This is a genomic window from Paenibacillus sp. NAIST15-1 (assembly GCF_001894745.1).
Lineage (GTDB): Bacteria > Bacillota > Bacilli > Paenibacillales > Paenibacillaceae > Paenibacillus_B > Paenibacillus_B suaedae.
The window spans coordinates 104,265-119,907 of sequence record NZ_BBYF01000003.1; the positions used below are offsets into that span (position 1 = coordinate 104,265).

The 15,643-nt window shown below is 47.4% G+C and carries 3 protein-coding genes; all 3 read right to left on the minus strand.

The genetic code is table 11. The features are described from left to right. Nucleotides 1–16 precede the first annotated feature (16 nt). Genes PBN151_RS08005 through PBN151_RS08015 form a run of 3 tightly spaced genes read right to left on the minus strand, consistent with a single transcriptional unit; the run spans nucleotide 17 to nucleotide 15,637 of the window. A complete protein-coding gene (locus PBN151_RS08005; protein ID WP_083545052.1) occupies nucleotides 17–877 on the minus strand; it encodes a class I SAM-dependent methyltransferase in 861 nt (286 codons plus the stop codon). After that, complete coding sequence (locus PBN151_RS08010; RefSeq protein WP_072728596.1) at nucleotides 858–8,261, minus strand: non-ribosomal peptide synthetase; 7,404 nt, start codon at nucleotides 8,259–8,261, stop codon at nucleotides 858–860. Before PBN151_RS08010 ends, PBN151_RS08005 begins: the two co-directional genes overlap by 20 nt. 26 nt (nucleotides 8,262–8,287) lie before the next feature. Next, nucleotides 8,288–15,637, minus strand: coding sequence for a non-ribosomal peptide synthetase (locus PBN151_RS08015; RefSeq protein ID WP_072728597.1), 7,350 nt, complete (start codon nucleotides 15,635–15,637; stop codon nucleotides 8,288–8,290). Between the last annotated feature and the right edge of the window lie 6 nt (nucleotides 15,638–15,643).

Sequence of the window (15,643 nt, forward strand, 5' to 3'; positions counted from 1 at the left end):
CTTAATCCCGCCCCCTCTAATCCATTAGTAGAGCATTTCTCTGTTTACGAGCGCTCAGTACGTAGCACTTCGGAAGCTTCACTTCCTGATCTTTCAAATGATCATACAGCGCTGAAATATCGTGTTCGTACTCGTCAAAAGACTGAATCATCAGTCCATTGCTCAGTGTACAGCTCATAATGTGCGACAGGGTAGGATCGAATACATAATATGGCGCGCCTTCATAGGTCTCTTTGTTGATATAATCCAAGCCCTCGTTATATACGCGCGGTTCATCAATGAAATACGAGAACTTCATTTCCAGAGGATGTTCCTTATCATTCTCATCTAACATGAACAGCACCGGATGAATATCGTAGATCAGTACATTCCCACCGTCTTTTAAAAGCCGCTGCACCATCTGGAAAAACAGCGATAAATCAGGAAACCAAATCAATGAGCCGGCTGAAATATATATAAGATCAAATGTTCCGCTATACTGTTCCGGGATTTCGTACACATCGGTCTGCATAAATTCACATTCAATCCCAGCATCTATTGCCAGCTTACGAGCTTCATCGATCGCTAGATCACTAATATCAAATCCTATACAGGAGGCCGCCCCCAGATTTTTAAGGGATAACGTTTCCGTACCGTCATTGCAGCAGAGATGAGCAACAGACTTGCCTTCAAGACCGTACGCCTTCAACTTGGCGGTTATCGTCTCATCCAGCACCGAATATCCTTTCTGGCGGAATAGCTTCTTTCGCTCCTCCTTTCCTTTATGATGGCGGGCAGCCACCTGATTCCATGAGCGCCGGTTGGCTTCGGTATAATCCTTGATTTCCACAGTGTCTAACTCCTTATTATTTGAATTTTTAGCGTTTGGTTCGTTCACGCCGCTCCACCTTTTTGAAGCTTACAGATGAAGGATTCTCAAGGGTGGGCATGGTCTGCTTTTTCTGCAGAATCCATTGTGCCAGACTGCGGACAGTAGCCATTTCAAACAACTCGCGCAGAGTTGGAACATAACCGCAAGCAGCGCCTATTCTAGCGACAACTGCGGTCGCCTTGAGAGAATGACCGCCCAATTCAAAGAAATTATCATTGACGCTGATTTCATCCAGTTGCAGAACATCTTGCCAGATGGCCAGAACAAGTGCTTCTTCTTCATTTTGAGGCGGTATGATTTCCCGGATGCGTTCATCTGTATTTTGAATTTCAGATAAGCGTACCTTGTCTATTTTACCGGTAGAGGTCAACGGCATGTTGGCCACAAAAATAATCTCCTGCGGAACCATATAACCAGGGAGTCTGCTCCGAAGCCAAGCGGACAACTCCTGCCGGTTCGTCAAGGAAATTCCCGTCTGGAACTTCTCCTCACCGGATTCCGGATGTGGAAAATGCTGCACCCATACACTCGGATCATAATAGATTCCATTTTTCTGTTCCAAGTCAATCATGACAGGCTGTAACGTGATTGGCGTGATATAGCTGCCGCTTTTTGGAAACTCGATGCCGGTCCATAGCTGCCAATCTCTAATACTGCCTGTGATCGTCTGTGATTGTTCTGCAATGCTTAGAACTTGTCCGCCTGCCCGGATATGGGTTCGCAGCCAAGGATCTAACGGCAGGCCATCTGATCTGGTCAACGCACAGTACTCTGTAAATGACTGTTCGGGATAGTTCGTTTTGCCTGTTGGTCGAACAGGTACGATAATATGCTCCAACTGGTGAGCGTCAGCCACATATTTGAAAGCTTCCAGCAGCAGCCCGGCTAGTCCATTGCCCCGTTGCTGTTCATTTACCACCCCGGCCAATATCAGTAGCGTATTGGGAGAGGGATGCGAACCGGCGGTTTCCACACTTTTCAGCAGACCCTCATCCCAGCCTTGCGGAAGATGCTCCGGTGAGCCGTCCCAATACATTGGAACGGTATTGCCGACAGCGGCAATCTCTCCATCTTCTTGTAGCAAGGCAAATTGATAATCGGTGAAGTTGGCAAACAGCTTAGGCCAGTGTTCCAGCATTACACTATCCCCGATAAAATAATCTGGCCATGACTGCCGATGCAGTGCATTCATTCCCGCGGCCAACTGCGGCATTTGCGCCAAATTAAACCATTTTAAACGTCGTGTATGGCTAAATGGCTGATACTTGTTTGTAATTTCCACATAGGCGACCAAACCATCCATTCCTTTGTCATAGCGGTGGACAACGGCTGCGCTCGCGATATCACGGTGCTGCATAAGTACCGCTTCAACTTCCTCCAGCTCCACCCGGTTTCCTCTCACCTTCACCTGCTGGTCCAGCCGGCCGATGTAGCGAATGATGCCTTCTTCTGTATACTTGACAAGGTCGCCTGTCTTGTATAGCTTCGAGTCAGGCTTATCAGAGAACGGATCGTTCACAAAACTGTCTGCCGTGCGTTCAGGATCATGTAAATAACCGCGTGCCAGTCCTGGTGAGCTGATGTATAGTTCACCAGGCACACCTGCTGGCACAATATTCATCATTCGATCAAGCACATATACCATTACATTGCCCAGCGGCGAGCCAATCGGAACAATCTCTCCTTCAAATTCCAGCCTGCAATCAAATGTTGTTGCATCTACCGTGACTTCTGTCGGTCCATAATGGTTGTACAATCCGCAATCGAATTCCTCCCGGAACAAATCGCGCAGCTTGCGTGTAAGCGGCGCTCCGCCACTAATCACAAACCGGAGTTCAGGCCATTGTGTAAATACCCCGTTTCTGCGGGCGTTGATGAATTCCTCCAGCATCAGCGGTACAAACTGCAAGAATGCAACTCCCTGCTCCTCCGCAAGCTTCCCTAGCGCAGCCGGATCTTTGGCTTCATCAGGATGTGGTATGAAAATTCGCGCTCCGCAGGTGAGCGGCCAAAATATCTCCAGCAACGAAGCATCAAATGAATACGAGGTGTGGAACAGCGCCGTATCATTAACCTGCAACGAATAATGCTGCGCCAGCCCGGCAAACAAATGCACGATGCCCTGATGCTCGATCTCAATTCCTTTGGGCTTCCCGGTTGTACCCGAGGTAAATAATACATAGGCCAGTGTGGAACGGTCCGCCTCTACACCCGGATTAATGGTCGACTGTGCATGCAACTGCGCCTCCAACTTGTTGAGATCAAGCAAGGTCACCGGGGGTTCAGGGTGTACAGATTGCGCCAACCATGAACCGGCTCCCGTGATCAGTACAGAAATATCTGCGGCCTGTATGATCTCCAATTGCCGTGCTTCCGGGAGTTCCGGATGGATAGGCACATAAGCGGCGCCTGCTTTCCAAACGGCAAGCAGCGAAACAATCAAATCAGCCGAACGTTCAAACCTAACTCCGATTTTTTGCTCCCGCCGCACACCGGCAGTCAGCAGCAAATGCGCCAACTGATTCGCTTTTTCATTCATTTGTTTATACGTCATTGTCTGATTATGATCGAAGATGGCGATCTCGTTCGGTGTCAATTCCACCTGACGTTCAATCACTTGATGCACACAGGATTGGGCTTCATAGCTGTGTGGCTTGCGATTACGTAGGTTGGCGATAATCGTTTCGGACTGTTTATCCAGCCACTCATAGGTATAAAGCGAACCGTCAGGCGAATCAATCACCTGTTGCGTTAGCAAGATAAACTGCTCGGCAATCCGCTCTGCCGTCGTTCTTTTAAACAGATCCGTATTATAGTTCAAATTAAGTTCAATCCCGTGACCCAGTTCATCAAAAGCAAAGGTCAGATCAAAACGAGAACTGGTTTCCATGAAATCATACACTCGCGGATTGTAGTCGAGCCCAGCAAATTTCAGGTTTTTCAGTAAATTTTGTTTATTGTTTTGCAAGCCATACATAACCGAAAACAGCTTAGAACGCGAAAGATCATTTTCCGTCTGGATTTGCTCAATGACGAAGTTACTCGGATATAGATGATTATCATAGGCCTCGATTGCCGTCTGCCTGCTCTGGGAAACCAATTCAGCAAACGTCATATTCGGTTCTATTCGGCATTCCAACAGAATCGCCGTGGCAAACAGCCCTAGCATTCGTTCTAGCTTCACATCGTCACGGTTCACAATAGGAGAACCGACTGCGAAATGATCCTGATTGCTCAAACGGTGCATTTGTAAATTCAATACCGACAATAGGAACATATATAATGTAATCCCATGCTGCTGACAGTAAGTGGCGATCCGCTTTTGCAAGTCCGGTTGAATCGTCTTCAGCACAGTGCCACCGTTGAACGTCACTATCGAAGGGCGCGGATAATCAGTCGGCAGGTCTAGTGCTGGCGGCACAACAGCGAATTTATCCAGCCAATACTGCCGTTTGGCTTCCAGGTATCCAGATTGAATTGAAGTGTTCATCCATTCGGCATAATCCGTATATTCAATTTCCAGCTCAGGCAACTGCGCAGTACGATGTTCTAATTGCGAATTATACAGTTCACTGAATTCGTCAATCAGATTCATGGACGATGTCTCATCCCAGATAATATGATGCGCTACGAACATCATCAGAAACTCTTTGTCCGCATATTCGATCAACTTGACCGAAAACAGCGGCCCTTGGGCAAAATCAAAACTTTGATTGTTATGCTGTTCCGCCATCCGGTAGACATCTTGCATAATTTCATCCGGCTCTATATGTGTTCGATTCTCATATACGCTGTCCAGTCGGAAGTCCTGCTCCGATTTCACAACTTGAACCGTTGCGCCTTCATGATTGGCAAAATGAGTACGAAGCACGGAATGCCGTTCAATCAGTCGCTGCCATGCCCACTCAAAAGCTGGAAGATTCATATCACCATAAAACATCAAATCAAAGCTTACATTATAAAACGGGTTGTCCGGCTCCAGTTCATGCAAATACCACTCCGGCAGTTGAACAGGAGCAAGCGCGTATGCGCTTTTAGGCGGAAAACGGCGCAACGGATTATTGTCCGCAGCCTCTCTCGTTGGAGAATGGCCAGTTGTTTTGGCCGCTTTTTCCTGATCAATGACTGCCGCCAGTTCATGCAATACCGGGGTCGTGAAAATTTGCTGGAGTGCCATACTGATACCAAACTGCTTCCGAATCCGGTTTACCAGTTTGACTGCACTGATGGAATGCCCCCCCAGATGAAAGAAATGATCCTGTGCATCCACTTGCTTTAATTCCAGGATCTCTGCCCATAAGAAGGAAAGTTCCCGCTCTGTCGGGGTAGACCATGTTGCCGGTTTGGATGGTGCGGATGCGATATACTCGTTCGCCCATGACTGCAATGTTTTGCGGTCAATTTTCTCGCTGGTCAGTAGCGGCATTTGCTCAATGCTGATTAACTGCGCTGGAACCATATAATAGGGCAGCTTCTCCTGCAAATAAGTCCGCAATTGTTCCGGCTCCAAACGCTCCTTGCTTGTATAAAAGGTAACCAGCATCGAATCGCCATTTCCTTGCTTTCTCGCAATCACCGCCGCTTCGTCTATCCCTGGATGACGGTTGATTACCGCCTCTACCTCACCAAGCTCAATACGGAAACCGCGTACCTTGACCTGATGATCGATCCGGCTGGAAAATTCCAGATTGCCATTCGGCAACCAACATCCCAAATCACCTGTCCGATAAACAATGCGCTCATGTTCGTGGTTGGCAAACGGATTGGCAATGAACTTGCTGCGGGTCAGCTCGTCATTATGCCAGTAACCGGCTCCAACGCCAATTCCGGAAATCCATATTTCACCCTTTACCCCTACCGGGACTGGCTTATGAAATTGGTCCACCACATACAGACGCATGTTAGGAAGTGGTTTGCCTACAGGAATGCGCTTATGTGTCAAGTTAGATTCATCCTGAACATCACTGCGCATCATATACTGGGTTACATCATCCGAACATTCCGTAGGTCCATAGGCATTAATCAACGGTATATCCGGGAGCATGGTAAACCAGCTTTTGACCAGTTTGCCAGGCAGCTCTTCCCCGTTGGCAATCATCCAGCGCAAGGAGGGCAAGGAACGTTCGGAAGCAGGCATACTTTCCATCGTATCCAAGAAAGCAAACAGCAATGAAGGAACGGTCTCGATAACTGTAATCTGATGATTCTTTATATGCTGCAACAATAACGTTTGATCCCGACCCGCCTCAAAGGAAACAATGGATGTCTGTCCGCCGACCAGCAGCGCAACAAGCGCTTGCCAGATAGAGACATCGAAACTGATCGAAGCATTTTGTGCTACAATATCGCGTTCACTCAGTTGCAGGCTATAAATTTTGGCGTACAGATGATTGATCATGCCATTATGGCGTACGAGTGCACCTTTGGGCGTACCGGTTGAACCGGAAGTGTAGATCATATAAGCAAGCCGTTCGGCTGAAGGATCGTCCTCCCCGTCAGTTACCGGGAAATCAGCCAGACACTCGCTGGTGATCAGCTCATGTTGCTGCGGCCATAATGGCCCTTCCCCTATCGGCATATCCACACACAGCACAGAAAGGCTTGCAACCGTATCCAGTCTGCTCACGCGTTCCAGCAGTTGATTCTGAGTAATCAGAAGCTGTGCAGCGCAGTCCTGTAAGATATAAGTTGCGCGTTCATCCGGCACATTCGGATCAATCGGCACATAGGCTGCACCACTCTTGAGAATTGCCAGCAGCGAGGTCAGCCAGTCAAGATTGCGCTCACACATAACAGCAACAAATTGCCCTGACTTTATACCGCGGCTGCGTAAAAAATGCGCCAAACGGTTCGCACGCTCATTTAATTCTCTATACGATAATTGCTCTCCGTCGTAAGAGGCCGCAATATGATTCGGCGTACGTACAACCTGCTGTTCAAACAGTATAGGAAATGGCGTATGTACCGGGAAATCAACAGACACCTGATTGAAATCTTCCATCACCTGTGTGCGCTCAGTCTCCGACAGCATATCCATTTCGCTAACAAGTATCGTTGGATTCTGGATGGCCTGCTGGACCAGTTGTAAAAAATTACAGCTTAACCGTTCCATTGAAGACGATTCAAACAGGTGGGTGGCATATTGAATATAGCCTTCGATCTGCCCTTCCTTTTGATAAAGCTCAAATATAAAATCAAATACGGAATAACGGATAGGTTGAAGCGAATGTTCAAATGACAAAAACAATCCTGGCGATATTTCGCGCACAGCTTTGCTGTCTGCATGCAGTGTATGCATTTCAAACACAACATCATATACGGGATGATGGCTATTATTGCGATCTGCCCCCAGATCATGGACGATCATATCGAACGGATATGCCTGATTTTCCTGAATATTTAGCACATTTTCTTTGATTCGTTTGACAAATACGCTGAAAGACTCTTCTCCGTTTATCTGATTACGCACCGGTAGTGTATTGATGAAGCTGCCGATCATTCCGTTCAAATCGGGATGAAATCGGCCTGATAAAGAAGTCCCGACAATGATGTCCTGATTCCGTGTATATTTGGCGAGCAACACATTCATAATTCCTAATAAAAACATGTATAGACTCACATCCAACTGCTCACATGTTTTTTTGAGCGATACAAACATTTCCTCGCCAATAACCAGCGGTACGGCCGCCCCGGTATAGGTTCGTTCCGCTGGACGTTGATAGTCCAGCGGGAAGTTCAGATCGAGCAGTTCCCCAGCCAAATAGTCAGCCCAGAATTGACGCTGGTCCGCCAATTCACCGCCCGTCAGCATACCGTTATGCCAATGAGCATAGTCGCTGTACTGAATATCAAGCTCTGGTAGTACAGGCGGAACCTGGGTAACATGCGCCTTGTAAATCACCATCAGTTCGGACAGTATAATGTCGATCGATAGCCCATCGACGATGCTGTGATGAGCGACGATCATGCAGATATGTTTGTCCGCGGATAACTTATACAAGGTGAACCGAATCAACGGGGCCTGCTGCAAATCGAACGGTGTATTCAATTCCTCCTGTATTCTATGCTCCAGCCGCTCACGCGAATCATCAGCCGAAATATCATAGATCGCAACCGGAATATGAATATCGTGAAAAACGAGCTGCAGCGGCGAGCCGTCCTGATCCCGATAACTGGTACGAAGGGCAGCATGCCGTTTCGCCAGATCCTGTACTGTCTGTTTAAACAGCCCCACGTCCAGTGGGCCGACCAGTGTAAATACAGTAGACACATGGGACATTGCGCGAGCTGATGGATCATCGGAAAAATCAAGCTTGTCCAGGAACCAAAATCGTTTTTGCGTATGTGATAATTCATATTGATTAGTTGTCGATTGAGTAGAAATATTCATCGCAAAACTTCCTTTCATGCAGTTTCTTATTCCTGATTCATCGGAACAGCTTTCGGAATGGAAGACCGAATTTTGGATACCGGCTTAGCATCTTGGAGTTGTTCATGGATAAATCTACTTAATGAACGAATCGTATCATAGCGGAATAGCGTGTTCGCATCTAGCTGCAACTGATAGATTTGCGACAACTGCACAGTAATATCAATTCCAAGAATCGAATCGCCACCGATGGAGAAATAGTTCTCGTTCACATCTGGAGCTTGCTCCATCTCCAACATTTCGGTCCAGACACGCGCAACCGTAGACTCAATACTCTCTAGGCTGATATCCGCTATGGATGGTTTGGCAGATGAGGCATTCATCCTTTTCCTAAGATCGGGCTCCAGTTTGAAATACGCCTGCTTGTCCAGCGCCTGCAAATCCTGCTCATCCAATCCCGTCACCATTAAATGACTGGATCGCGCACCGGTAATCGTCCAAAATGCCTCAACCCCCTGCTTGCGGTCATAACCCAGAATAAGTGGAGATAATCGGGCAATTTCATGAATATGGGAGGACTGCAGCTCTTCGTTCTTGCTTCCCATCCCGGTAAATTGCCATCCTCCCCACTGAATAGATATAAACTGCCGGCCAAGCTGTCTTTGTTGCAACGCATATTGATCCATAAAATGATTAGCACTAGTATAGGGTCCCAGATTTTTCTCTGACAATATAGCGTCTACAGAGGAGAAGGTCATAAAAAAATCAACCATATGTTCACGCAGCAGCATATCCAGAAGTACCGTCCCATAGACTTTAGCTTCATATACATCCTGATAATCTTCCATACTTGCCTCTTGCAGCGAAACCCGCTTCCCTAGTATACCTGCCGCATGAATAACCCCGTCGACGTTGCCGTATTGAGTGGAGATTCGCTCAACGGTTGACTCCAACTCATTGCGTTCTGCAATATTAACCGCAAAATACTGTACATCAGCGCCTAGCTCCGCCAGGGAACGAATATCGGCAAGCTGACGCTGGCTCATATTCTCTTCGCGGGTACGTCCCAGCAGCACGAAAGTGGCACGATATTTGCTTGCGATCGCACGGCATATTTCTGTCGCTATGCCTCCGGTTCCGCCTGTAACCAAGTAGACACCATCATTGCGAAACAACTCCCGCTTTGTCTTGGAAGGGACAGATTCGTTCAAATACCGAACATAACGAGTGCCATTCCGGTAGGCCACTTCTTTCGTTTCATCATGCCAGCATACTTCGTTATAAATATGCTGTAATGAGACATCCTTCGCCCACTCCGACGCTTCCAGGTCAATGCAACGCGACTCCAGTAACGGATATTCATGATTGGCGCTGCGATTTAGAGATACGATAAAACTTTGCAGCGGGTCAACAATGGCGTCTTCAGATGCAACCTTGTCCGCATTTCTAGTAATATGGAACAACCGCGCCGGTGTGGCAGCCGTATGCAGCGCAAGCTGCCTCGTCAAATACCAGGCAGGTGCGAGTATCCCGTCAACCACCGCAGACAACTGCTTCCTGTCGGTAACCATCCGATCCTGCAACGGTTGACTGGATGAGATATGAATGCATGTATTGACAATTTGGTCGCTGTCTCTTAATTGCTTCAATACGTCGGCGATTTGATCTTCTTCATTTATATTCACTTCATAGACCTGCCGCTCTAACTGACGATATTGAGAGCCGTAATACATTTGTACGACATCCATGCCCTCACCGCGGAATTTATTCGCCAGTTGTTCCTGCCAGTCAGAGTGTTCGCCAACTATCAGCAAGACGCCCTGTAATAGATGCTTGCGCTCACGCTGAAGCTGAGTCGGTTTCCAATACAGCCGATGCAGCAGTTTACTGGTTACGGCACCTGTTTCCTGTTGTTCTTGATGACGAACTTCAATCGCTTTGCGCTTTGTCGAGTTCATATCGAACCAGTATGATTTGCGTTCGAATGGATAGACAGGCAGGGAAACAACATTGCCCGTCTGAATTGGTGTCAAATCAAGGTTCCAGCCTGCTTTGTACAGATGTGACAGTACCGTCAGCAACTGGTGATCCCCCTGTGTGAAACCGAACACATCTGCTTCCCATTGCTGGGGAGGGATGGACGAACCCTCGGTGGATTGGGATGCTGTGTCAAGAAGCTGATGAATGGGTATTGCGCCTGCAGTCAGCAGGATGCCTCTATGTGCAAACCATTGCTGTTCATTCATATTCGTATTGTGTTGTGCTAAGCTCGTATGCAACGCGGCGTCTGTAACATTTGCCAGTGTTCCTTTATTCTGCATAACATTAGAGACCGCTGCTCCAATGCCGATTCCACTCAGCTCATAGTTCAGTCCTGTTGCCTGCAATAGACTGACGATAGCGTACAGAAACGAAGCATAGATCGCTCTGGCCCGAAGCTGCGGGTCATCACTTGAAGCAGCAATATACTCATCGTATTGCGCTCGTTGCTCACGGTTTATCCAGCCTGTCAGGACTAATTGATCGTAAAGCCGCTCCGCACCCGGAATATAATCTTGCAGCCACAGACTGACCCTTGCCTCTGTTTGTCCATGGCGGGCGTGAATTTCAGCAGCCTGTTCCAGCCGTTCGATGAGTTCCTTTCGAGTATGAGCGACCACAGCGAACCGATAATTATCCTGACTGCGCCGGCAGTTCAACGTATAGCTTATATCCGCAAGGGCAGCTTGATGATTATGCATAAGATGCTGCCGCAGTCCGTCTATCTTTCGTTGTACAATTGCAGGAGTTGAACCTGATACGGTGAACAGATACGGGATCTGCTGCACTTGATCCGGATCAGGTCCATTCTGTGGACCGTCCAACACCGATTGAGGTTCGAATTTCTCCAGAATGATATGCACATTCGTACCACTCAGCCCAAATGAACTCACACCGGCACGAAGCGGCTCTCCAGCGACTGGCTGCCAAGAACTTAATGTACCGTTTACAAGGACAGGTGTCTGTTCAAATGGAATTAACGAATTTAGCGGTGTGGCATGGAGTGAAGCTGGCAACTCATTATGCTGCAAACTCAGCGCCGTCTTGACTAGTCCAGCCAATCCCGCCGCGCTGTCAAGGTGGCCTACATTGGACTTGAGCGAACCGAGTCGGATGAACTGCTTACGATCCGTATACTGCATAAATGCTTTTTGAATTCCTTTGATTTCAATCGGATCGCCCAACCGGGTTCCTGTTCCGTGCGCTTCGATATAAGAGATCGTTGTTGGATCAATATTAGCATTGCTCCAAGCTTTTAATAAGGTTTCAGCCTGGGCATCAGGACTTGGGGCAGTGATGCCGTTCGATCTTGCACCGTCTTGAGTAATAGCGCTGCCTTTAATAACTGCATATACACGATCGTTATGACGTACCGCTTGCTCCAATGGCTTCAGAAGAATACATACGCTGCCCTCTCCACCGATTGTTCCGTCCGCCTGTTCGCTGAATGCCCGACAGCACTCGCTAGGTGAAACAATATTAGATTCCATAGCAAGTTCACGCTCAATCGGCTCAATATCCAGATGGATGCCCCCGGCAAGTGCCAGCTCACACTCTCCGTTTCGTAAAGCCTGTACTGCTGTATGCACCGCTGTCAACGAAGACGAACATGCCGTTTCAATCACCATGGAAGGGCCATTGAAACCGAAATGGTACGATAATCTTCCCGCCAGATTAGCAGGCAAATTGCTTGACATTAACTCATCTATTTTTAGATCCAGGTGTTGATAATACGTCGGAATTATTCCTGCCATAAAAACACCAACCGGACGATTATGCAGTTCTTCGCGTGTATAACCGGCATCTTCTAGCGTATGGTAGGCCGTTTCCAACATGATACGTTGGTTAGGGTCCATTGATTTGGCCAGTTTTGGTGAAATACCGAAAAACTGCGGGTCAAATTCATCGATCCCTTCAAGATAACCGTAGCGCAAATAATTTTTATCCCTATAACCGGTAGGGTCCAGCAATTTTCTGGATGAGGGAATTTCCCTGATGGTCGTTTGACCGTTCACTAGCATATCCCAGAATTGGTCCGGGCCATCTATTTCAGGCAGGTGGATTCCGATACCAATGATGGCAATATCCTGCCCGGCCTTCGAAGTTTCCTTACCCTCGCCCGGTTGCACAGATTGTTCCAATCGATCTTTATTCTTGGGTGCCGAAAGAATGTCATCAGCTGGCTGCATAATATAATCTGCCAGTTGAGCAATAGTGTTGTAGGAAAACAGATCACTGATTTCTAGTTTTATTTCAGGCAGTTCTTTTTTTAGCAGGTTGTACAGCCGCATAATCTGAATTGAATTTCCGCCAAGTTCAAAAAAGTTGGACTGAATCCCAACATGGGAGAGGTTCAGCACATTCTTCCAGATATCAACCAGCTTCTGATCCAATTCATGACGCGGTTCGCTGTAGTCTTCACCCGTGCGAACAATTTCAGTGTTTTCCAATGCTTTGCGATTAATTTTACCGTTCGGTGATAACGGATAGGCTTCACTGTATTGGTAAAAGGAGGGGATCATATAACTCGGCAGCTTATCCGCTAAGAACTGCCGCAATTCCGCTGTTGATGGCTCTGTTCGAGATTTAAGAAAAGCGCATAATACAGGGTTATTCAGAGCTTTTCCCTGTAGCACGACTACTGCATCCTGAATTTGCGGGTGCTGTAGCAATGCTTCTTCAATTTCTCCGATCTCTACCCGATAACCGCGGATTTTAACCTGATTATCCACACGACCGAGGTACTGTAAATTGCCGTCTTTTTGCCACTGGCCCACATCACCGGTTTTGTACATTTTATCTCCAGGAATATCGCTGAACGGATTCGGAATGAAGCGCTCGGCTGTGAGTTCCGGCTGGCCCAAATATCCGCGCGACAGCCCTGTGCCGCTAACACAAATTTCACCGGGAATGCCGATCGGGCACAGGCGGTTGTTCCGGTCCACTATATATATTTTTAGATTAGAACGCGGTTTGCCTATCAATGAAATCTCATGCTCAGAATTACCGTCAAAATGATAGGTGCTTGTTTCTACCGTTGTCTCCGCAGGGCCGTAACCGTTAATAATTTTCCCGGTAGGATTCAATATCTCGCGACATTTGCGCACCAGACTGATCGGCACATATTCGCTGCCCAGAGACAATGAGGTCAGATCAGGCAATACAGGGCGCTCGCTCCGTTCTTCTGCTTGCTCCACCAGCATATTCATCAGCACTGGTATTTCATCAATACTGTTAATCCGGTGTTTCTGCAAATAGTCCATATACTGGTCGGCATTCTTGCGTACGTCCGGATGAAGCAAGTGCAGTGTTCCACCTGAAACAAGCGGCGAGAAAATCTGCTGAATGGAACTGTCAAATGCGTAGGAATTGGACAACAGCACCTGATATCCTGGGGTATGATCATATTCTTCTAGCGTCCATAATACAAATTCAGTGAAAGAACGCTGATCAATCATTACACCTTTGGGCGTACCAGTTGAACCAGATGTATAAATGACATACGCCAGTGGAAAATCAACGCCCTCATGATCTGCTGCAACTGATTGACCAGCGGCAGTATTCTCAACTAGCCGGCAGTGGCCCTGCTCCAGCACTACTGTAGTCCTAACCATCGCGGCAGCAACCCCCTGGTACTGCTCCATGGTTACAATAATGCTAACCTTGCTACTTTCGACAATATAACGAATACGTTCCTCCGGATAACTTGGATCAATCGGCAAATAAGCACTCCCCGAACCAAGCACTCCCATAATGGCGGTAATTAAATCAGTCGACCAGTCCATCAGCAAAGCGATAATCCTGCCCTCGCCTGCTCCCCGATCACGCAAAAAACCAGCCAGCCGCTCTGCCTGTTGGGCCAGCTCACAATAAGTCAGCCTGCTTTCTTGAAAGACCACAGCCGTATATTCGGGCGTGGCTTGAGACTGCTCAACAAAAAATTGATATACGGTTTTGTCCTGCTTCAAGTCCATTCGGGCCGTCTGGTTGAACTCCACCAGCAGTTGTTGTTTCTCAACTTCCGTCAATAGCTCCACTCCAGCAACCGGCAGTTCAGCCTGATTCATGAATTGTTGCAATATCGAAATAAAATGCTCTCCCATCTTGTGTACGATCCATTGTTCGAACAGATCAGAATGATATTCCAGCTTCAGCATCGGCCTTCCAGCCAGCAGGAAGGATACGGTCATATCGTAATGATTAACCTCGGCTTCTTCATATCCGATAATGTTGAAGCTGCTAAAAGAGCCCTGCAGCAATTGCATATCCAGAGGGTAGTTTTCAAACACCAGAATATGGTTAAACAGCGTATCCGTGCCTTTCATCCGGGAAATACTTTGAATATCGCTTAGTGGTAGATTTTCGGCCTTTTTATAGTGAATTAGCTTATTATGTATGTGTCGAATATAATCAATTACCGACAAATCACTAGCTTCACTTACAATGACAGGAATGGTATTGATGAACAAACCTAGCATCCGCTCCACCTGAGGAAGTTCATCCGGGCGGCCTGAAACGGTCAGGCCATACACGACCTCATTACTGTCGTTGTACCGTTGCAAGAGAAGTGCCCAAGCAGCATTCATTATAGAACTGGCCGATACGCTATACGCTCTCGAGAATTCCTCTACTTGAGGGAAAATGCTATGAAGATCGATTTCTACCTTATGAATGTCGCCACCCTGTGTTCTCGTCTGCTGCGCATACGGCAGTTTCGTATACGAGCTTAAAGATTCCAATTCGGTCTGCCAAAATTGGCGAGCCTGCTCATGATCATATTGTTGCAGCCATTTGATGTACGCCTTATAGGCAGGCTTACTGCTGCGGGTTACATGTTGATCATGTAGTAGCAATTCATAGGTTTGCAGCCATTCACTCAAAAACAGCCCCAATGACCAGCCATCCAGTATAATGTGATGAAATTGCAATAGAATGGTATAGCTGTTCGTATCTTTCTTGCACAATACAGTGCGCAGCAGCGGACCTTTTGTGAGATCGAAGCCGTTATTCTGCTCCCGACGTCCAATTTCACTCAACCTGGCTTCTGTATCGGCCGGAGACAAGGTGGACAGATCCTCTTGGCTCAGGATCAACTTTTGCTGCTTTAATACGATTTGAACAGGCTGACTTAGATTCTCCCAGCGAATGACAGAGCGAAGACAGTCATTATCCACTGCCATCCAATTCAGTGCCTTCTGCAATATTTCTGCATCCAGTTCACCGGTAATATGCAATGCCACTTGACTCAAATAGAGCGGCACCTCTGGTTCTTTTAAACAATGAAACAAAATGCCTTCCTGTGTAGGCGACAGCGCAATAATATCTTCAATGTTCTGATTGTTTACCTTTTGGGCCATACTGAC